This is a genomic window from Nocardia sp. NPDC055050 (assembly GCF_053608345.1).
On record NZ_JBSGVG010000001.1, the window covers coordinates 57,646 to 78,118 of the forward strand.

The 20,473-nt window shown below is 67.3% G+C and carries 20 protein-coding genes; 8 read left to right on the plus strand and 12 right to left on the minus strand.

Features of this window, described 5'->3' with window-relative positions:
* Window positions 1-33: 33 nt before the first annotated feature.
* The 3 genes from ACWGCN_RS00260 to ACWGCN_RS00270 all read right to left on the minus strand — a co-directional run bounded on the left by ACWGCN_RS00260 (window position 34) and on the right by ACWGCN_RS00270 (window position 2,419).
* The gene (locus ACWGCN_RS00260) at window positions 34-816 is read right to left on the minus strand and encodes an ABC transporter permease (protein WP_378989223.1); all 783 of its coding nucleotides are present in this window, start codon (window positions 814-816) and stop codon (window positions 34-36) included.
* Window positions 813-1,772 (minus strand): ATP-binding cassette domain-containing protein, encoded by a 960-nt coding sequence (locus ACWGCN_RS00265; protein WP_452458004.1) that lies wholly within the window; start codon window positions 1,770-1,772, stop codon window positions 813-815. Before ACWGCN_RS00265 ends, ACWGCN_RS00260 begins: the two co-directional genes overlap by 4 nt.
* 119 nt (window positions 1,773-1,891) lie before the next feature.
* Window positions 1,892-2,419, minus strand: a complete 528-nt coding sequence (locus ACWGCN_RS00270) for an EXLDI protein (RefSeq protein WP_378989225.1) — start codon at window positions 2,417-2,419, stop codon at window positions 1,892-1,894.
* Window positions 2,420-2,559: 140 nt separating this feature from the next.
* On the opposite strand from ACWGCN_RS00270, the gene ACWGCN_RS00275 reads away from it, so the two are divergent.
* From ACWGCN_RS00275 to ACWGCN_RS00290, 4 genes are read left to right on the plus strand one after another with little or no spacing between them, the layout of a single operon-like run.
* Complete coding sequence (locus ACWGCN_RS00275; protein ID WP_452458003.1) at window positions 2,560-4,281, plus strand: thiamine pyrophosphate-binding protein; 1,722 nt, start codon at window positions 2,560-2,562, stop codon at window positions 4,279-4,281.
* Window positions 4,278-4,937 (plus strand): SRPBCC family protein, encoded by a 660-nt coding sequence (locus ACWGCN_RS00280; protein WP_452458002.1) that lies wholly within the window; start codon window positions 4,278-4,280, stop codon window positions 4,935-4,937. The genes ACWGCN_RS00275 and ACWGCN_RS00280 overlap by 4 nt, the downstream gene beginning before the upstream one ends.
* Before the next feature lie 2 nt (window positions 4,938-4,939).
* The gene (locus ACWGCN_RS00285) at window positions 4,940-5,953 is read left to right on the plus strand and encodes a 3-oxoacyl-ACP synthase III family protein (protein WP_387446181.1); all 1,014 of its coding nucleotides are present in this window, start codon (window positions 4,940-4,942) and stop codon (window positions 5,951-5,953) included.
* Window positions 5,950-6,978: an aminotransferase class I/II-fold pyridoxal phosphate-dependent enzyme gene (locus ACWGCN_RS00290; protein WP_449966483.1), complete on the plus strand. Its 1,029-nt coding sequence runs from the start codon at window positions 5,950-5,952 to the stop codon at window positions 6,976-6,978. The genes ACWGCN_RS00285 and ACWGCN_RS00290 overlap by 4 nt, the downstream gene beginning before the upstream one ends.
* An 89-nt stretch (window positions 6,979-7,067) precedes the next feature.
* Here ACWGCN_RS00290 and ACWGCN_RS00295 read toward each other — a convergent pair whose 3' ends face one another.
* The 5 genes from ACWGCN_RS00295 to ACWGCN_RS00315 form a co-directional block, all read right to left on the minus strand.
* Window positions 7,068-7,415, minus strand: a complete 348-nt coding sequence (locus ACWGCN_RS00295; protein WP_452458001.1) for a hypothetical protein — start codon at window positions 7,413-7,415, stop codon at window positions 7,068-7,070.
* Window positions 7,416-7,527: 112 nt separating this feature from the next.
* Window positions 7,528-7,779, minus strand: a complete 252-nt coding sequence (locus ACWGCN_RS00300) for a hypothetical protein (RefSeq protein WP_378989230.1) — start codon at window positions 7,777-7,779, stop codon at window positions 7,528-7,530.
* Between the two features lie 476 nt (window positions 7,780-8,255).
* Window positions 8,256-8,564, minus strand: coding sequence for a hypothetical protein (locus ACWGCN_RS00305; protein ID WP_452458000.1), 309 nt, complete (start codon window positions 8,562-8,564; stop codon window positions 8,256-8,258).
* 75 nt (window positions 8,565-8,639) lie between these two features.
* Window positions 8,640-8,933, minus strand: coding sequence for a hypothetical protein (locus tag ACWGCN_RS00310; RefSeq protein ID WP_452457999.1), 294 nt, complete (start codon window positions 8,931-8,933; stop codon window positions 8,640-8,642).
* 613 nt (window positions 8,934-9,546) lie between these two features.
* On the minus strand, window positions 9,547-9,954 hold the full coding sequence (locus ACWGCN_RS00315; RefSeq protein ID WP_452457998.1) for an SdpI family protein: 408 nt from the start codon (window positions 9,952-9,954) through the stop codon (window positions 9,547-9,549).
* Between the two features lie 192 nt (window positions 9,955-10,146).
* Here ACWGCN_RS00315 and leuS point away from each other — a divergent pair, with 192 nt between their 5' ends.
* Window positions 10,147-12,987, plus strand: coding sequence for a leucine--tRNA ligase (leuS, locus tag ACWGCN_RS00320; RefSeq protein ID WP_452457997.1), 2,841 nt, complete (start codon window positions 10,147-10,149; stop codon window positions 12,985-12,987).
* A gap of 107 nt (window positions 12,988-13,094) precedes the next feature.
* Here leuS and ACWGCN_RS00325 read toward each other — a convergent pair whose 3' ends face one another.
* Together ACWGCN_RS00325 and ACWGCN_RS00330 are read right to left on the minus strand one after the other, a co-directional pair.
* Window positions 13,095-13,883: a polysaccharide deacetylase family protein gene (locus tag ACWGCN_RS00325; RefSeq protein ID WP_378989536.1), complete on the minus strand. Its 789-nt coding sequence runs from the start codon at window positions 13,881-13,883 to the stop codon at window positions 13,095-13,097.
* Between the two features lie 195 nt (window positions 13,884-14,078).
* A complete protein-coding gene (locus ACWGCN_RS00330) occupies window positions 14,079-14,768 on the minus strand; it encodes an SDR family oxidoreductase (RefSeq protein ID WP_452457996.1) in 690 nt (229 codons plus the stop codon).
* Window positions 14,769-14,853: 85 nt separating this feature from the next.
* On the opposite strand from ACWGCN_RS00330, the gene ACWGCN_RS00335 reads away from it, so the two are divergent.
* The gene (locus tag ACWGCN_RS00335) at window positions 14,854-15,396 is read left to right on the plus strand and encodes a DUF6069 family protein (RefSeq protein WP_379318613.1); all 543 of its coding nucleotides are present in this window, start codon (window positions 14,854-14,856) and stop codon (window positions 15,394-15,396) included.
* A 54-nt stretch (window positions 15,397-15,450) separates the two neighbouring features.
* Window positions 15,451-16,791 carry a glucosylglycerate hydrolase gene (gene ggh, locus ACWGCN_RS00340; protein WP_378989237.1) on the plus strand — a complete coding sequence of 447 codons (1,341 nt, stop codon included), beginning with the start codon at window positions 15,451-15,453 and terminating at the stop codon, window positions 16,789-16,791.
* On the opposite strand, the gene ACWGCN_RS00345 is transcribed toward ggh, so the two are convergent.
* The gene (locus tag ACWGCN_RS00345) at window positions 16,788-17,474 is read right to left on the minus strand and encodes a pentapeptide repeat-containing protein (protein ID WP_449966503.1); all 687 of its coding nucleotides are present in this window, start codon (window positions 17,472-17,474) and stop codon (window positions 16,788-16,790) included. The genes ggh and ACWGCN_RS00345 overlap by 4 nt on opposite strands.
* Window positions 17,475-17,604: 130 nt before the next feature.
* Between ACWGCN_RS00345 and ACWGCN_RS00350 the strand changes: the two genes are divergently transcribed.
* Window positions 17,605-18,339: a glycoside hydrolase family 25 protein gene (locus ACWGCN_RS00350; protein ID WP_387446108.1), complete on the plus strand. Its 735-nt coding sequence runs from the start codon at window positions 17,605-17,607 to the stop codon at window positions 18,337-18,339.
* Window positions 18,340-18,406: 67 nt separating this feature from the next.
* On the opposite strand, the gene ACWGCN_RS00355 is transcribed toward ACWGCN_RS00350, so the two are convergent.
* Window positions 18,407-20,467 carry a PhoX family protein gene (locus ACWGCN_RS00355; protein ID WP_449966506.1) on the minus strand — a complete coding sequence of 687 codons (2,061 nt, stop codon included), beginning with the start codon at window positions 20,465-20,467 and terminating at the stop codon, window positions 18,407-18,409.
* Window positions 20,468-20,473 lie beyond the last annotated feature (6 nt).

A 20,473-nucleotide genomic window follows, 5' to 3' on the forward strand; every position in this document is an offset into this window, starting at 1 on the left:
CCGCGGGGGAGACCGGACCGTGTGCGCGACAGGCTACTTCGCTTGCTTGCGGAAGATCGACTTCGACCACAGGAAGCCGCCGCCGGCGATGACCGCGCACCAGACCAGCGAGACCCAGCCGTTGGCGCCGATCTCGGTACCCATCAGCAGTCCGCGCAGCGTCTCGGTGATCGGGGTGAAGGGCTGGTATTCGGCGAACTGACGCATGCCGACCGGCATCGTGTCGGTGGCGACCAGACCACTGCCGAGGAAGGGCAGCAGCACGATGGGAAACGGTGCGTTGCTGGCACTTTCGGGAGTGGGCGAGAGCAGGCCGAGCGCGATGGCGAGCCAGGTGAAGGCGAAGGTCACCAGGGCGAGCAGCCCGAACGCGCCGACCCACTCCACGACGTTCGCGTTCGGCCGGAAGCCGACCAGCATCGCGACGGCGGTCATCGCGACAACACCCGCCATCGCCTGGATGAGCGCGCCGAGCACATGCCCGGTGAGCACCGACGACTGCGAGATCGCCATCACCCGAAAGCGATTCACGATGCCCTTGCTCGCGTCGGTGGCGATCGAGACCGCTACCGACACCGTCAGGTAGGCGGGCAACAGCAGCATCATGCCCGGCGCCAGATAGTCGATATAGCTACCGCCCGAGGACTTCTCGAGCGCCCCGCCGAAGACGTACTTGAACACCAGCATCAGCACGATCGGCATGATGATGATGCTGAACGTCATGCTGGGATAGCGCTTGACGTGAATCATGTTGCGTCGCAGCATCGTCATGGTGTCGGCGACGGCGTAGGACTTGGACTTGATCTGAGTGGTCATCGCAGAGACTCCTGCTCGATGGTGGCGCGGCCGGTGAGGGTGAGGAAGACGTCGTCGAGGTTGGGGGTGTGCACGGAAATGCCGCCCGCTTCGATGTTTTCGGCATCGAGGAGGTCGAGGACGGCACGCAGGGAACGCACGCCGCCGTCGCTGGGCACGGCGAGGGTCAGCCCGTCGGTGCCCTCGACCACCTTCGCCGTCGAGCCGAACGCGCGCTGAGCGGCGTCCACATCGGGCTGATCGGTGAAGTCGATGCGGATGTGGCCGCCGGGAATCAGGCGCTTCAGTTCTGCCGCAGTGCCTTCCGCGACGATTCGGCCGTTGTCGAGCACCGCGATGCGATCGGCCAGCTGGTCGGACTCCTCGAGGTACTGGGTGGTGAGGAAGACGGTGACGCCGAGATCGTCGACCAGGCCGCGGATGATCTCCCAGATGGAGCGGCGGCTGCGCGGATCGAGGCCGGTGGTCGGTTCGTCGAGGAAGATCACCCGCGGATTGCCGACCAGCGTCATCGCCAGATCGAGCCTGCGGGTCATGCCGCCGGAGTAGGTGCTCGCGGGCTTGTCGGCTGCCTCGACCAGGTCGAAACGTTGCAGCAATTCGTCGGCGAGCGTGCGGGTCTCGCGGCGCGGCAGATGGTTCAGATCCCCCATCATGTGCAGGTTCTCCCGGCCGGTCAGTAGCTCGTCGACCGCGGCGAACTGCCCCGTGACGCCGATCAGCTCGCGCACCCCGCCTCGGTCGGTCGCCACATCATGGCCGCCCACGGTGCACTCGCCGCCGTCGGCGGCGATCAGTGTGGTGAGGATCTGCACGGTGGTGGTCTTGCCCGCGCCGTTGGGGCCGAGCAACGAGAACACGGTGCCCTCGGCGACGGTGATGTCGATGCCGTCGAGAACTGTTTTGTCGCCGTAGGCCTTTTGGAGACCGCGTGCGGTGATGGCCGAGTTGACCATGATCGTCCCTTTCCACAGGATTACATTCATTGCTGCGAATAAGTGCATGAGTTATCGACACAGCCCCCAGGGGCTGCGGTTGATGTGTGCGGTGTGTGGTTGTTCGTCCGAGGACGGAGCTAGATGTCGAGTTCCTCGATCTGCGGGTGCGCAGTGATGTCCTCGACCTTGCGATAGAGCTTGTCGGGCACGCGATCCTTCAGGGCTTTCAGGTCGTCGAGGATCTCGTACTCGTAGTCGCCCCAGTCCCACGGCCGGTCACCGATGCCGAACATACGGCGCCAGTACTTCCAGTCCTTCATGTCGCCCGCGGCGTCCCCGGTCGGGTATTCCGACCACAGCGCCGAGTGCGTGTGGAGCACGAGCTTGCCCTTGCGGCTGCGGTAGACCTGCTGGTGCAGCACCCGCTTGTCGCCGACATCGCGCCATTCACCCAGCAGCACGCCCTGGAAGCGCACCTGCCGGACACCGTCGCGACCCACCTGCAGGACAACCTCTTCGAAGCCGGCCTCACGACCTTCCTCCAGTTCGATGAGCCTGCGCAGCGCGCTGACCACGGTGCTGGAGAGGTTTCCGCCGACGAGCTCCTGCGCCCGCTGGAACACGGGGAGATCGTCGTCGGCTACGTAGATCGTCTTGTTGGGCATGAACCCACTATACGTATATGTGTACGTACACACAAGGGGTGGTTTTCACCCACCCTCTGAACTCCCCCTCGGCGCGCCTCGTAACCCCATCAGACGCGGTGCACCACAGCGTCACATTTCGTCGCGGAGAAGGAGGTCCGATGCCGGACAGAGTGGTGGACTACCTGGTACGAACGGTAGCCGACCGGGGAATCACCCAGATCTTCGGCGTCGACGGCGCCAATATCGAGGACCTCTACGACGCGATCTTCGAGGCGGACGGCGCACCGGCCGGCATCGTCGCCAAGCACGAGTTCTCCGCGGCGACCATGGCCGACGGATATGCGCGCAGCACCGGCGGGCTGGGTGTCGTGGCCGCCACGTCCGGCGGTGGTGCGGTGAATCTCGTTGCCGGACTAGCCGAATCGTTCACATCCCGGGTTCCGGTGCTGGCGTTGATCGGACAGCCGCCGACCAGCCTGGAAGGTCTCGGCGCGTTTCAGGATTCGAGCGGCTTGTCCGAATCCATCGACGCGGCAGCGTTGTTCGCGACGATCAGCAAGTACTGCGCTCGGGTGACCGATCCGCTCGAGCTGCCCGCACAGCTCGCCGCGGCGATCACAGCCGCGGAGAGTGGTGGACCGGCGGTGCTGCTGATACCGAAAGATGTTCAGCAGCAACTGATGCCGGATGTCATCGTCGCGCGACAGTTCGACACCGTTGCGACCCCATCCGACGGAGCACGGCCAGATCGCGCCTCGCCGATTTCGCCGGCAGCGACGTCGCCGCACACGATCGCGACCGAACTCACCAACGCCCAGCGCACCGGGAAGGTGGTGATCATCGCCGGTGATCAGGTCGCCCGCGACGATGCCCGTGCGGAACTCGCCGAACTGGTCGCCACACTCGATGCCGCCATCGGTGTGGCCCCCGATGCCAAGGACGTGTACTCCAACACCGGTCCCGGCTACTGCGGTGTGGCGGGCAGCATGGGCCATGCCGAGCTGGTCGAAGCCCTGTCGGCGGCCAGCGCCTGCCTGCTCGTCGGCACCCGCCTCCCGGTCACTGCCCGCGCGGGGCTCGACGCGGCCCTCGCCGACCTGCCGGTCCTCAGCATCGGCGCACATGCGCCGTACCTCGCGGCCACCCACGCCACCAGCGCGGATCTCGCGCAAACCATCGCGACGCTGCTGGCCGACATCGGAGCGGGGGCCACAACAAGCCGGGGTTCCGCCGAGCTCACGCCGATGCCCGTCCCCGCAGCGGCGGGACCCGGCCTGCGCTATCGCACCGTCGTCGAGGCGATCCAGCGCGCGCTGCCCGAGGGCGCCGACATTTTCGCCGACGCGGGTAACACCGGCGCTTCAGTGGTGCATTACCTACGGGTACCCGAGCGCGGACGTTTCACGGTCGCACTCGGGATGGGCGGAATGGGCTACGCGTTCGGTGCGGGTATCGGATCCGCGTTCGCCCGCCGCGCCGCGCCCGACGGCCCGCACCGCACCGTCGTCATCGCCGGTGACGGCTCGTTCTTCATGCACGGCATGGAAATCCACACCGCGATCGAACACGACCTGCCCATCACCTTCGTGGTGTTCAACAACAACGCGCACGCCATGTGCGTCACCCGTGAACAGCTCTACTACCGGGACCGCTACAGCTTCAACCGTTTTCAGCCGTCACATCTGGGAGCAGGCATCGCCGCCATGTTCCCCGGGCTGCCCGCCCGCACCGTCTCCGACGCCCCCCGATTGTCCGGCGCACTGGATCTCAGCTTCGCCGCCACCGGGCCGTCGTTTCTCGAAATCCTCTGCGACCCCGACGAAGTCCCGCCTTTCCTCCCCTTTCTGTCAGCCCTCGAATCATCCAGGAGCACACCGTGACCATCAGCGCCCTGCCTGCCCTGTCCGACATCCCCGAGGAGGTGGTGCCCGGCGTCCTCCGCATCGAGAACTCCGACCGCGAGACCACAACGCCGATCATCATGGACATGCTGAGATCGGTGTATCCGCACGACCAGATCTTCGGCGACTACTGCCCCGTGCAGACCTACATCGCGGCTCCCCCGCGTGAGGTCTACGAATACCTCGCCGACACCCGCTCGCTCGAGGAATGGACCTACAGCCTGCGCGGATTCACCGAAACCGAGGAGCCCGGCCTGTGGCTGTCCTACGACCGTCTCGGTGACGCGACCAAGTGTTTCACCCGCACCGTCGCCCATTCCGACGCGATGACCGTCGACTATCACTGCGCGTGGGACCAGTCCGAGCACCTCTGGATGATCTACCTGATGCGGGTGGTCGACGCCCAGGTGGTGTTCAACAAACCCGGCTCGGTGGTGACGTGGATCAACTGCAAGCACCCCTTCTACGACGAGAACGGCTACCCCGAAACCGCGCCGCCGAAGCGGCCCGTCTGGGTGGGCGACTTCTGGGAGATGTTCTCCGCCGGACACCAGCTCGAGCTGGACAACCTCAAAGCCATTTGTGAATACCGCGCGGCCAACGGGCTGCCGATCAAGCCGGAGTGGATGCAGTGAACATGCCGCAGGTGAGTCTGATCGACGTCGCGAGCTATCTGCCCGGCGACCCCGTCCCGACCGACTACTTCACCCAGTTCTCCCGCTCGGAGCGGATGGCGAAGAACGTGATGTTCCGTTCGCCGACCGGCCGTCATCACATCGGCCGCGACGAAACCGCCGTCGACATGGCCGAGCAGGCTTTCGCCCAGCTGCGCGAACGCCACGGCGCCGACCTCGCGTCCGAGATCGACATCATCATCACCCACACCCAACTGCCCGACAATCCGGTGCTCGGCGCGGGCCCCGAACTGGCTCGCCGGCTCGGCGCTCGTCCGTCGCAGGTACTCGACGTGCACAACAGCGGGTGCGCCGCGTTCGTCCAGATGATGGCGATGGCCCGGATGATGATGGCCACCAGCGAGGCGAAGACCGCGCTGATCGTCGCCGCGCAGAATTGTGCGGGCCCGGTGTTCACCCAGCCCGATATCCGGAAATTGGCGCAGGCTCCGGTGCCGGGCGACGGGTGCGGAATCGGCCTGCTGCGCAAGGATGATTCGGGCCCGATCCTCGATATCGAAACCCGCACCTATCCCGAATTCGCCGGTGACATGGACTTTTCCACGAACGGTCCGCGCAAGTACTGGGAGCCGGGCGAGGGCCAGGGCTGCGTGAGCTTCTCCGAATCCAAGATCACCAAGGTGTTCGCGCGTGGCAATCGGCTGGTGCCGGAGGTGGCGCTGGAGGTCTGCAAACGGATCGGAGTGAAGAGCAGCGATATCGACACCTTCGTCACCAATCAGCCGAACCGGCTGTTCCTGCGCAACTGGCACGACGCGCTGGAGCTGCCCGCCGAACGTCATCCCGATACCTTCGACCAGTGCGGAAACCTGTTCGCCGCGGGCATTCCCGTCACTCTCGATGCGGAGAACCGAGCAGGCCGGTTGCGCAACGGGTCGGTGGTTCTGCTGTCGGCGTTCGCGCACGCGGGTGATTTCGCCGGTGCGGCGGCTATTCGCTGGGGCGCGGCGCGATGACTGTGCGGCTGGTGGAACCGACGATCCCCTCCCGTCGGTTCCATGCCACGGCGACACCCACGCTGTTCGACCTCGGTCTCAGCGAGAACCCCTTTCCCCCACTGCCCTCCGTGCTGGCAGCGGTGAATGCCGCGCTCACCCAGGCCAACCGGTATCCGGAGTTCCTGCCGGAGGAACTGCCGCGGGTGATCGCCGACCACCTCGGGGTCTCGCCCGACGATGTGGTGGTCGGCGCGGGGGCCACCGGTGTCGCCATGCAGGTGATGCGGGCGCTCGGCACCGGTGAACTTCTCACCGGCACACCCACTTTCGACGGCTACCCGATCATGGCCGAGATGGCCGGGATGACCCTTGTCCCGATCCCCCTCGACTCCGGCGGCAATCAGGATCTGACCGCCATGCGCCGCTCGGTGAACCGGCGCACCTGCCTGGTCGTGCTGTGCCGCCCGCACAATCCCACCGGCACCGTCCTCGACGCGACGGCGGTGCGCTCCTTCCTCGCCGCGATACCGCACCGCGTACCGGTGCTCCTCGACGAGGCCTACGTCGAATTCCTCGATCCGGCGGACCGTCTCGATATCCACACCCTGCTGCACCGTCACCCGAATCTGTTGATCCTGCGCACCTTCTCGAAGGCGTACGGACTGGCCGGGCTGCGGATCGGCTACTGCGTGGGCCGCGGAAAACTGATCGAACGAATCCGCCACCAGCAGTTGCCCTTCGGCACTCCCACCGCGTCCATCGCCGCGGTGCGCGCCGCCTACGCGGCGGGCACGGAACTCCGCGACCGGGTCGACCGCATCAACCGCGAACGCGACAGCCTGCGAATCACTCTGCGCGCCTGCGGAATCGACGTACCGCCCAGTCACGCGAACTTCCTCTACCTACCCGGACCCGGCGTGGCCACCGCCCTGCGCCGCGCCGGTATCAAAGCGAAGGCCTACCCGGACGGCAGCGCTCGCATCACGGTCGGCGATCCCGCCGCCGGGCACGCCGTCCACGCCGCCCTCGTCGACCTGCGGTAACCCTTCGACAACGGAACCCGACCCGGCCACCGGCCGGGTCACCACGACCGGGACCCGGCCCCCTCCACCAGGTCCCGGTCATCCGCGGTTCAGCACCCGCCGCCACCACCGCAGCCGCCCCCGCCGCCGCACCCGCTCCCGCCACCACAACTACCCCCGCTGCCACCATCACCGCTGCCTCCGTCGGTCCCGGCGAACCCGGCACCGGCACTCCCCGCGGCAAGCCATCCCGACCTGCGCGCAGCGCCACCGGTGCCCCGCTTCGGCCGCAGCACGATCCGGGTGACGCCCATGATGAAGAACACCAGCGAGCAGAACAGGATCGCCGCCGTGAACATCCATCCGTATGCCGCGGAGATCAGCCCGACAATCAGCAGCACCAACGCCCCGGCCATGTACTCCCTGCTCCCCCGCAGGTCAGAACGCGTAGCTGCCATCGGAAACCTCCTGCGAATGTCGAACGCGTGGTGCGACCGGGTATGTCTGGACCGACCGTAATCGCGAGTCCTTGCAATTCGCTTTCAGGCAGCCCGACGCGGCAACCAGTCCTCAGTCGCCGCCGCCGTAGGTCGCGCTCAGCGAGTCCGCGTCGTCGATCCCTCGTCGACCGGCCTTGCCGCCGGTATCGATCCGCAGACGCTGGTATTTCGACCGCAAGCGGCGCGAATTCCGGAAACTCAGCACACCGCCGATCGTCAGCAGTGTCACCGCGAAGCCCAGCAGGCCGAGGCCGGCCAGCGGCGAATGGCCGGCGGCGATCAGCCCGACCAGAGCTACCAGAATTCCCGCAGCGTAGAGCATGAGGATTGTCCGTTCAGATATCAGCAGCTACTTCCGCCGCCGCAACTACTGCTACTTCCCCCACCGCAGCTGCTGCTACTGCCGCCGCCGCAACTGCTGCCGCTGCTGGATCCGGAGTCGCTGCTCGCCGACCAGGCGCTGCCGCTGGACCAGCTGCTGTCAGTGGAGCTCCAGCCACTCGAGCCCGAGCGCCGTGCCCGCGAGTGGGTGCGCGCCCGCTGTAGATTCGCGGCCCGCTGCGCGCGCCTGGTCCTGTCGGCCGGGGTATCGGTCGCCCGAATGATCATCCCGATGATCACCACCGGACCTCCGATGACCAGAACGGCAAATACCGCGACTACGACGATCGCGAGCAACGTGGCGATCACATCGATGAAGTTCATGGGGACCCCCTACCTGGATCGGTATGTCGAGGCCGACCGTAACCGCGCGTTCTTGCAATCCCCTTGCGGTCGACCAGCGGTGAGAACGCCCGGTCAGCAGCCCCCGCCGCCGCCTCCCCCACCACAACCGCCGCCGCCTCCGCCGCCGCAACTGCTTCCGCTACTACCGCTGTCGCCGGAGCCGTACGTGCCCGCAGCAGCGGCTCCGCCCGCGGCCCAACCCCGATCGCGGCGGCCGCCGGAGTGCGTCTGTCGATGTCCGGACGCGCGGTTGAGCTGGACACAACCGGTCGCGATGAAGCCCACCGAGACCAAGATGACCAGCACACCGAGCACCGGTTCGAATGCGCCGATGAACAATCCGACGAAGAACAGTGCCAGTCCGAGCCCGAATACCTTCATGATTCCCCCCAGATCAGTTGTTACTACGTTGTACCCGAACGCTTTCCGTGCGAAACGATGTCGCAGCAGCGACCGTCAATCACCACTGGTCGACGAATAGTCACCGCTCGACGAATCACTGCGGCCACCTCCACTCGACCACGCCGACCGTCTCCGGCTCGTCGCACGCCGCACCTGCCCCGACGTCGCACGCCGACGCGCCCGACGAACCGCGGCCGCGTCACGTTCGGTTCTGGCTTCCGGTGTGGCACCGAGCATGACGAGCCCGAACAGCACCAGCACGATCGTGGTCGCCAGCAGCACTGCTCCGATACCACCGCCGAGCAACAGCACGACTACAGCGACGATGAACGCCACGACAAAGACCATGGTTCCTCCCCCGAGATGAGCGCCGCCGCAGACCGGCGGCACCGAATTACCTAGGCCACGATTCCCACCACGCCGAGCCCTCCGACAAGAAGGCGAAAACAGTGGCGGCGACCTTGCTGAGGCGCACGAGCCCTACCTTCGGTATGTCGAGGCCGACCGTAACCGCGCGTTCTTGCAATCCCCTTGTGGTTCAACCACTGTCGAGGGTGCGGTCAGCGATCATTCGCCGCCGCCACCCCCACAGCCGCCGCCTCCGCAGCCACCGCTACAACCGCCGCCACCGTGCCCGCCGCTGCCGCTGTTTCCCCCACCGCCGCCGTGCGACTGCCCGCCGCCGTCACCGAACCAGCTGACCCCGCCCGCGGTCGACCCCGCGGCCCACCACCGCTTCGACTTCCGAGAACCTCCGGGATCGCGAAAGGCGAGAACGCCACCGACCACCACAGCGACCGCCCCGACGACAATCAGCACGATCCCCGCGGTCGCCGAATAGCCGGTAGTGATCGCCCCGATCAGCGCAAGAACAAGCCCAGCCCCAACAACCTTCACAATTCCCCCCGATCAAGGTCCTGCCTCCTGTTGTACCGGAACGCAGGACCCTGCCGCTAGAGGGTTAGTTGGCGGGGGCGCAGGTGTCGCGGAGGGAGCAGCCGCCGCAGGACGAGCCGCAGCCGCCGACGGGGGCGGGCGGGAGGAGGGGTTCTACTGTGCGGGCGGCGGCGTTGGCGCCTGCGCCGAGGGTGAAGATGGCGATGACCGCGACGAGCGCGGCTACGCCGACGCTCGCGAGACCACCGGCGACCAGCACGACCAGTCCGCCGGCGAACAGCAGGGCGCCCGCGCCGACGGAGGTGGGGGCGGCGATGCGGTTGGCGAGGCGGAAATTGTCGTCACTGTGCAGCGCGGCTTCGGTGGTGACACCGAGGAAGCGGTTGCGGGGCAGTTTGCCGAGCAGTCCGAGCACGCCGGTCACAATCGCGACCGCGGCCAGCGCGAACAACAGGAGAGCGACGACGACCATTCATGCAGGCTAGCGCACCCGTAAAGGCCCGAAATCAGGGCTCCCCGCCGAGCGTGACCGGCCACACACCGACGGCGCGTGCCGTCGCGGCCGCGCGCCATGTTCTCGGCCCTTGGGAAATCGCCTCGCGTCCACGTTCTACGCTGTTAGACGATGTTTACCGGGGATCGGCGAGAACAAGAAGGCAGGACCGTGCAGGACACTCGTGCAACCGAGACTGACGTACCTCAGCACCGGTACAACGCCGAGCTGGCTGGGCGGATCGAACGCCGCTGGCAGCAGAACTGGACCGAGCGCGGCACCTTCAACGCGCCCAACCCGGTCGGGCCGCTCGCCGGGGAGACGCCGGCCGACAAGCTGTTCATCCAGGACATGTTCCCGTTCCCCTCGGGCGCAGGCCTGCACGTCGGCCACCCGCTGGGCTATATCGCCACCGACGTCTTCGGCCGCTACCACCGCATGCGTGGGCGCAACGTGCTGCACGCGCTCGGCTACGACGCCTTCGGTCTGCCCGCCGAGCAGTACGCGGTACAGACCGGCGCGCACCCGCGGGTGACCACCGAAGCCAACATCGCGACCATGCAGCGTCAGCTGGACCGGCTGGGCCTCGGCCACGACCCGCGGCGTTCGTTCGCCACCACCGACCCCGAGTACTACCGGTGGACGCAGTGGATCTTCCTGCGCATCTACAACGCCTGGTACGACCAGGAAGCCGGTCGGGCCCGGCCGATCGCGGAGCTGGAAGAGCAGTTCGCGACCGGCGCGCGGCCGGTCCCCGAAGGGGACTGGAACACCATGTCGGCGGCTGAGCGAGGCGCGCTGATCGACTCGTACCGCCTGGTGTACCAATCGGATTCGATCGTCAACTGGTGCCCGGGACTCGGCACCGTGCTGTCGAACGAAGAGGTCACCGCCGACGGGCGCAGCGAGCGCGGGAACTTCCCCGTGTTCCGTAAGCGCATGTGGCAGTGGATGATGCGCATCACCGCCTACTCCGACCGCCTGGTCGACGACCTGGACACCCTGGACTGGCCGGACAACGTGAAGTCCATGCAGCGCAACTGGATCGGGCGCTCGCGTGGCGCCCAGGTGCGGTTCGACGCCGACGGCGAGACCATCGAGGTGTTCACCACCCGCCCCGACACCCTGTTCGGCGCGACGTACGTGGTGCTGGCCCCGGAGCACGAGCTGGTCGACAAACTGACCGCCGCCGCCTGGCCCGCCGATACGGATGCCCGCTGGACCAACGACAGCGCCACCCCCGCGGAAGCCGTTGCCGCATACCGCAAGTCGATCGCGGCAAAGTCGGATCTGGAACGTCAGGAGAACAAGGAGAAGACCGGCGTCTTCCTCGGCTCCTACGCCACCAACCCGGCCGACGGCTCACAGGTGCCGATCTTCATCGCCGACTACGTGCTGAGCGGCTACGGCACCGGCGCCATCATGGCTGTGCCCGGCCACGACAGCCGTGACTGGGATTTCGCGACGACGCTGAATCTGCCGATCATCGAGGTGATCGACGGCGGGAACGTCGCCGAAGCGGTCCACTCCGGCGAGGGCAAGCTGGTGAATTCCGGCTTCCTGAACGGGCTTTCGGTCGACGAGGCCAAGGCGACGATGATCGGTCACCTCGAAGCCGAGGGTCACGGCACCGGCACCGTCCAGTACAAGCTGCGCGACTGGCTGTTCGCGCGTCAGCGGTACTGGGGCGAGCCGTTCCCGATCGTCTACGACGCCGACGGCGTGGCTCACGCACTGCCGGAATCCATGCTGCCCGTGGAACTTCCGGAGATGGAAGACTTCGCGCCGGTCACCTTCGACGCCGACGACGCCGCCTCCGAGCCGTCCCCGCCGCTGGCCAAGGCCACCGACTGGGTGAACGTGGAGCTGGATCTGGGCGACGGGCCCAAGCAGTACCGCCGCGACACCAATGTGATGCCCAACTGGGCCGGTAGCTCCTGGTACCAGCTGCGCTACGCCGACCCCTCCAACACCGAGACGTTCTGCGCCGAGGAGAACGAGAAGTACTGGCTCGGCCCGCGCACGGCCGAGCACGGCCCGAACGATCCGGGCGGTGTCGACCTGTACATCGGCGGTGTGGAGCACGCGGTGCTGCACCTGCTGTACGCGCGATTCTGGCAGAAAGTGCTCTTCGACCTGGGCGATGTTTCCGGCAGCGAGCCCTACCGCCGCCTGTACAACCAGGGCATGGTGCAGGCGTACGCGTACACGGACTCCCGTGGCGCGTACGTGCCCGCCGCCGAGATCGTCGAACGTGACGCGAAGTTCTTCTGGACCGGGGCCGACGGCGTCGAGATCGAGGTCTCCCAGGAGTACGGCAAGATCGGCAAGTCGCTGAAGAACGCCATCTCGCCCGACGAGATGTGCGACCTCTACGGCGCCGATACCTTCCGCTTCTACGAGATGTCGATGGGTCCGCTCGACACCTCGCGCCCGTGGGCGACCAAGGACGTCGTCGGCGCGCACCGCTTCCTGCAGCGCGTCTGGCGCCTGGTGGTCGACGAGGAAACCGGCACGGTGAAGGCCACCGACACCGCGCCCTCGGATGAAACCCTGCGCCTGGTGCACCGCACCATCGCCGGCGTCGACGAGGACCTGGCCGCGCTGCGCGACAACACCGCGGGCGCCAAGCTGATCGAGCTGACCAACCATCTCACCAAGAACTACCCCACCGGCGCCCCCCGCGCCGCCGTGGAACCCCTGGTGCTGATGCTCGCTCCGCTGGCTCCCCACATCGCCGAGGAACTGTGGGAACGCCTGGGCCACACCACCTCCCTGGCCCACGGCCCCTTCCCCGCCGCCGACCCCGCACTGCTGGTGGCGGACTCGGTGGAATACCCGATCCAGGTGAAGGGCAAGGTCCGCAGCCGAATCCAGGTCCCCGCCGACGCCGACCCCGCGTCGATCGAGGCCGCCGCCCTGGCCGACGAGAAGGTCATCGCCTTGCTCGACGGTCAGGCGCCCCGCAAGATCATCGTGGTGCCGGGAAAGATGGTCAACATCGTGCCGTAGCCGCCTCCCCGGGTCTGTCGGCCAGACCCGGGTACTGGGGACGCGGCAAGCTTTGTGAGGTGGGCGGGTCAGCTCGTGCCCGGTGAGTTACCCATGTTCTTGCGAGATCAGCTTCGTACTTCCAGGACGTCGTTCAGCGTGACCAGCGCCAGGTTGCGTGACCTGATGATGTCGACCAGCTGGCCGTAGCAGTGGGTGACCGGTGGGAAGTTGGCGTGGCCGATGACGATCGACTGGGCGGCGAAGTATTTGTGCGCGCACTCGATCAGGTATTCCTCGGTGATGAGACCCGAGTCGGACAGGGAGCCGTACCACATGGCGGGGACGGTGTAGCCGAGGTCGGCGGCCACTTTGTCGACGGTGGCGTTGTGGTATCCGAACGGCGGTCGATAGTACGGGGTGCCGTCGACGCCGAAGTTGTTGCGCAGGAACGTTTTCGTGCGACCGAGCTGGTCGGCCACCTCGGTGGTGCTGATCTTGGTCAGGGCGGCGTGGTCCCAGGTGTGGTTGCCGAGCTGGATCTGGCCCGATTCCACCAGCGGGCGCAGCGCGTCGCGGTGGATGGTCCAGGAGTCGTAGTAGCCGGTGACGAAGAAGGTGAAGCGGGCGCCGGTGTCCTTCGCCCATTTCACGTACGCGCCGACGACTTCGGCACTCGCGCCGTCGTCGACCGTCAGTGCCATGGTGAGCCCCTGGCCGGGCAGCGCGGTGATGGGCTTCGGGGGAATGATCGACTTCGGCCCGCCCGGCGGGGGCGGGAGCAGGGGCTGGACGGGGGTCGGAGCGGGCGGCGGCGTGGGGATCTCGCCGCCGGAACCCGCCGCGACGGTCTCGCCCTCGGCGGTCGCGCAGCCGGTCAGCGCCACGGCGGTACCCGCGGCCAACATCGCCAGCATTCGACGTCTATCCACTTACCAAACCCCTACTCGAACCGGGTGCACCTCGCCACGAGCCAGGGCACGATCAAAATCAGCGGCACGGTACCCACCGAATCCATCGAGCGCCTGAACCAGCGGATACCTCTGTGCGAATTCCAGCGCCGACCCCCTGGACGCAGCTATCGGCGACCATACCGAATCGCCCCGTCGCGGTCAGCGCGGCCGCAACACGATCTCGGTCGGATGCCCGTCCCGTGGGGTGTCGACGGCCGTTCGCACGGCACCGGCCACCGTTTCGGCGGTGAGGAACTCCTCCGGCCGGTACTCGCGACCCTCGTCGGCGACGATCGCCCGCTGCATATCGGTGTCGATGCGACCGGGGAACAGCGAGGTCACCCGCAGCGAGGGTTCCTCCTGACGCAGCGCGTCGGCGAAGGCCCGCAACCCGAACTTGCCGGCCGCATAGGAGCCCCAGCCGGGATGCGCGCGCAATCCCGCGCCCGAATTGATGAGCACCACGTGCCCGTTCGCGGCACGCAGTGCGGGCAGCAACACCCTTGTCAGCTCGGCAACCGCGATCAGGTTGACCTCGAGGGTTTCGCGCCACTGCTCGACCGAGGACTCGGCGACCGTTCCGAGGTCGGCGATACCCGCGTTGTGCACGAGGACGTCGAGTCGCGAGATCGGCTCGGCGGCCGCGGCGACCGCCGCGTAGTCGGTGAGCGCGACCGGCCAGCCCGTCGCCTCGGGCAGCTCGGTGAGAATCGGCTTCAGCGCGTCGGCGGATCTGGCACCGAGCAGCAGGTCGTGGGTGGGCGCGAGTTCGCGGGCGATCGCGGCACCGAGTCCACGGCTCGCGCCGGTGATGAGAGCGGTCTGGGCGGGAGTACTGGTCACCGTCATACATCCCACGCTAGCGGGCACGGAGATCTCGACACCCTGGCCGTTTCCGCGCGCGGATGACAGCGACGACTAGTACCGTCGGACTATGACCGATCCCCGGTACAACTACGGACCAGCGGACCCGCAGTACCCCCAGCACCAGGGCCAGCCCCAGTACGGCCAGGGCCAGCCCCAGTATCCGCAGGGCGAACCGGAGCCCAAGGTCAATGTGGGCAAGCTGTGGGCAGGCGGTATCGGCACGGCCGTCGTGGCCGCGTTGCTGGTGGTCGTCGCGATCATGCTGATCCGCGGTGTGCTCGGCATCGCGATCCTCTCGCCCGAGGGCGCGGGTGCGTACGGCACCGTCTCCACCACCTCCTACGCCATCGCCGCCGCGGGCGCCGCGCTGCTGGCCACGGCCCTGTTGATGGTGCTGTTGCTGGCGATGCCGAGCCCGCTCACCTTCTTCACCTGGATCTGCCTGCTCCTGACGGCCGTCGCGGTGATTCTGCCGTTCACGCTGGTCGCCGACCTGGACGCCAAGATCGCGACCGCGGCGATCAACCTGCTGGTCGGGCTGTGCATCACCACCATGCTCAGCTCGGTCGGGTCGGCGGCGCAGAACGGGTCGCGTCAAGCCGGGTACTGATCGTCACAGTGCCGTCGAGATGCCACCGGGCCTGCTCCACCGCAGAATAGATAGATGACCGACCCAGGTTTCACCTCGACGCAGCTCGCGGCCCGCGCCGCCTACCTCCTGCGGGGCAACGACCTGGGCACGATGACCAGCGCCGCGCCCCGCCTCTACCCGCACATGTGGAGCTGGGACGCGGCGTTCGTGGCGGTGGGGCTGGCGCCGTTGAGCGTGGAGCGGGCGGTGGTCGAGCTCGACACGCTGCTGTCGGCGCAGTGGAAGAACGGGATGATCCCGCACATCGTGTTCGCCAACGGTGTCGACGGATACTTTCCCGGGCCCGCGCGGTGGGAATGTCGCAAGCTGGCCAGCAACGCCCCCGACGGCCCCGACACCTCCGGCATCACCCAGCCACCGGTGCACGCCATCGCCGTGCAGCGCATCCTCGATCATTCCCGCAGGCACGGCCGCTCCACCCGCGCGGTCGCCGAGGAATTCCTGAACCGCCGCTGGCCTGATCTGGTGCGCTGGCACCGCTGGCTCGCGCATGCCCGCGACCCGAAGGAAACCGGGCGGATCACGCTGTATCACGGCTGGGAATCCGGCATGGACAACTCGCCGCGCTGGGACCGCGCCTACGCCAATGTTGTTCCGGGGACGGATCTTCCGCCGTACCGGCGCGCGGACACCTCGATCATCTCCGACCCCACCCAGCGGCCGAGCGACCGTGAGTACGACCGCTACCTGTGGCTGGTCGAGCAGATGCGGCGCGCGAACTACGACGATTTCCAGCTCACCTCGGTGATGAGTTTCGCCGTGGAGGACGTGTTCGTGTCGGCGATCTTCGCACTGGCCTGCGAGGTGCTCGCCGATATCGGCGAGGAGTACAAACAACCGCACGCCGACGTCCGCGAACTGCACGGCTGGGCCGACCGTTTCCGCAAGGGCGTGGTCGCCACCACCGACGAACGGACCGGCGCCGCAAAGGACTACGACGTCCGCCTGCAACGCTGGATCAGTACCGAAACCCTCGCCATGTTCGCCCCGCTGATCTCGGGTGGCCTGCCCCGCCACGCCGAGCGCGCCCTCCTCAACACCTTCGAGGGCCCACGCTTCTGCGGCCACCCCGACCTGCGCTACGCCCTGCCACCGTCGACCTCGCCGGTCGCCAAGGACTTCCGCTCCCGCGAATACTGGCGCGGCCCCGTCTGGCCGGTGATGAGCTGGCTGTTCTCCTGGGCCTTCGCCCGCCGTGGCTGGGCGGAGCGCTCCTACATGCTCCGCGCCGAAGGCCTGCGCCAGGCCAGTGACGGCAGCTTCGCCGAGTACTACGAGCCGTTCACCGGCGCTCCACTGGGGAGTATGCAGCAATCCTGGACTGCCGCTTCGGTGCTCGATTGGCTCGGCTAGTTCTCCGCGATGTCGGTGTGCCATTCGACGGTGATGCCGAGTTCGCGCGCGAGAGTCGACGCCAGTCCCTCCGGGTCGCCGCCGTTGATGGTGGCGCCGCGCAGGGCGGTGATGCCGTAGATGCCGGTGAGGTCGCAGTCTTCGAAGCGCAGGTTCTGCTGAATGCGGGCGCCGGCGAAACGGGCTCCGACGAGGTTGCAGCGTTCGAAGCGGACGTTACGGAACTCGGCGCTCTGGAAGTCGGCTTGACGTAGATCGCAGTCCCGGAACACCACTGTGCGCAGGCGGGATTGGGCGAAGGAGGACAGGTCGGCGCGCGTGGAGTCGATCAGGACGTCGCGGAGAACACCTGCGGTCCACGACAATCCGGTGAGACGACCGTGCTCGATCAGGGATTCGATCATCGAGGAGTCATCGGCCTGAACGTTGGCCAGATCGCAGACCCGCAGCGTGGATTCGGCGATGGTGCTGTGGCGCAGGGTGCTCGGAAACCGAACGCTGTCGAACAGGCAGGCCTCGACGCTCATGCCGGAGACGTGACGCTCGGCGAAATCCGCGTCGCGATATTCGACGTCGGTCACGGTCAGTTCGTCGATCGGATCGTCGCCGGGCGAGACCGCGGGTCGCAGCGCCCCCGGCTTCGCCACCGCCGGTTCGAACCGCACCTCACGCTTGCGCGCCATGCCACCACTCCCTGTCAGCCGATGTCCGCACCAAGATACGGGCACGGGCCGACAGGCTTTCGGTAACTTTTCACAGACACACACCAACACCACTGGTCACACAGGCAACAAGTCACTACGGTCGACGGCCATGGACACCAAGCGCTGGAGTTCGACGGTTCGTGGTTGTGTTGCGCTCATCGCCCTGGTCTGCGCACTTCCCGCTACCGCGCAGGCGGAGCCCAGCGGGCCGGATGTGTCGTCCTGGCAGCATGTGGACGGCCGGATGATCGACTGGCACGCGGTGCGCGCGGCCGGACACCAGTTCGCGATGGTGAAGGCCACCGAGGGCCTGCACTACATCAATCCGTTCTTCGTGCAGGACAGCATTCTCATGCGGACCGCCGGGGTGGCGCGCGGGACGTACCACTTCGCGCGACCCGAGCTGCCGCCCGAACCGCAGGCCGCGATGTACGCGGCGACGGTCCTCGGCCAGAACGGGCCCCTCGACCTGCCCCCGGTGCTCGACCTGGAAACCTCGGGTGGCCTGGCTTCCGCCGCGCTCATCGACTGGACCCACCGCTACCTCAACGCGCTGCAAACCCTCACCGGCCGCACGCCCATCATCTACACCTACCCGCACTTCTGGAAGACCGCGATGGCCGACACCAGCGCCTTCACCCGATACCCGCTCTGGATCGCCGACTACAGCGGCAACGACCAGCCCGAGGTCCCCGGCAACTGGCCCGCCTGGACCTTCTGGCAAACCACCGACCGCGGCACGGTCCCCGGCATCCACGGCGGCACCGACGTCAACATCTACAGCGGCGCGCAAGGCGACCTCGCCCGCTTCGCCAACATGTCGGGAATGTTCGGCAGCAGCTGAGGACAGACATGACAAAACCGCCACTCGCCCAGCCGAGTAGCGGTTTCGTCAGCGGATCGGGAGCCGGCTAGACGCCGATTCGTCCGCCGTTCTTCTTCCAGACGACCGCCACGGCGGGACGCGGCTGGGAGGTGCCGCCGTCGGGCCAGTGGGACTGCGGGTTGTCGGGGGTGGCGTCGTCGGCCTCGCCGGGGTGCTGGACCGACACGATGACGTGGGATTCGGTGACGATCGGACCGCAGGTCTCAGCGCCCTTGGGCACGGTGAGGAACTGCTTGGTCTCACCGCGGTTGGGGCCGTCGAGGATCACCGAGAACAGGCCGTCGTTGGTCTTGAGGGCGTTGCCGTCGGTGGAGATCCACAGGTTGCCGTACGGGTCGAAGGCCAGGTTGTCCGGGCAGGAGATCGGGCTGACCTTGGTCTTGTCGAAGCCGGCGAAGTAGGTGTCGGCGGCGGCGGGGTCACCGCAGACCAGCAGCAGCGACCAGGTGAAGTCGGTGCCGGTGTGGTTGTCGGTGAGCTCGAGGACCTGGCCGTTCTTGTTCAGCTTGCGCGGGTTGGCCTCGTCGACGCCCGGCTTGTCGTCCTTGGCGCGGTTGTCGTTGTTGGTCAGCGCCACGTAGACCTTGCCGGTGAACGGGTTGGCCTCGAAGTCCTCGGGGCGGTCCATCTTGGTGGCGCCGACCTTGTCGGCGGCCAGGCGGGTGAACACCGCCACCTCGGCGGCGGACATGCCGTCGACCAGGGACTTGCCCTTGCCGTCGTCGCCGGTCTCGAGCAGCGGAATCCACTGGCCCTTGCCGGTGAAGCCCTTGTCGGAGGGGACCGCGCCGCTGCCGTCGATCTTGTCGGCGTGGTCGCCGGTGAGCTTGGCGACGTAGAGGGTGCCCGCGTCGAGGATGGTCAGGTTGTGCCGCATCGCGGAAGCGCCGGTGCCGGACTGGATCTTGCGCGAGGACACGAACTTGTACATGTAGTCGAACTTCTCGTCGTCGCCGGTGTAGGAGACGACATCACCGGAGTCGGTGACATAGATCGACGCGCCCTCGTGCTTGAGGCGACCCATCGCGGAGTGCTTGATCGGCGTGGCGGCGGCGTCCCACGGATTGACCTCGACGACATAGCCGAAACGGTTGGCCTCGTTGGGTTCCTGGCTCAGGTCGAAGCGCTTGTCGGTGCGCTCCCACTGGTTCGGCGTGCCGCCCTTGGGGAAGCCGTAGCGCTTGACGCGCCCCTGCGGGTCGGAGGCCTTGTCGCCGTTGGCGAAGTAGCCGTTGAAGTTCTCCTCGCCGGAAAGCACTGTGCCCCAAGGAGTCACGCCACCGGCGCAGTTGGCGAAGGTGCCGAGGACCTTCTTGCCCGAGGGGTCGGCACCGGTGACGGTGAACGCGCTGCCCGCGGCGGGGCCGGTGAGCAGGAACTCGGTGTCGGCGGTGATGCGGCGGTTGTACTTGCCGAAAACCGGGGTGAGCTTGCCCGAGCCCGCTTCGCCCTTGACCTCGACCACGGCCATGCCGTGGGCGGCCTTGGTGATCGCGATCTGCTCGTCGGTCGGGGCGTCTTTGTTGTACCCGCGGAACATCATCGGACCGGTGGTGTACTCGTGGTTGACCACGAGCAGGTAGCTGTTGGCCTGGCCCTCGATCGGCATCAGCGCGGCAAAGTCGTTGTTGTAGCCGAACTGCTTCAGCTGCGCCGCGGCGGTCTGCTTGTCGAAGTCGAACGCGGGGGCGTCGGCGAAGAGGGGGTCACCCCAGCGGATGACGACCTGCTGGTCGTAGCCCTCCGGAATGGTCAGCGCGTCTTCCTTGTTCGGCGCCACCGCGGTGAACGCCGTTCCGGTGCCCGGGGTTCCGGCCGGAGTCGGGGCCGGGGTCTTCGCGGCCTCGGAGTCGTCACCACAGGCGGCCAGCGCGCTCGCGGCGCCGACGGCCAGCACCGCGGCCGCGCCGCCCTTGATCAGGCCACGGCGGTTGAGGCCGCTGACGATGTCACCGAAGTAGGCACCCTCGGAGGTGTTCGGGGGCTCGTGAAAGCAGGCGTTGCCGCACTTGTATTCACAGGTCAGGGCGGCGCGTGCCGACTGACCGTCATGCTTGACGAACAGGGCGAGCGGTTTCGGACTCACGGTGAC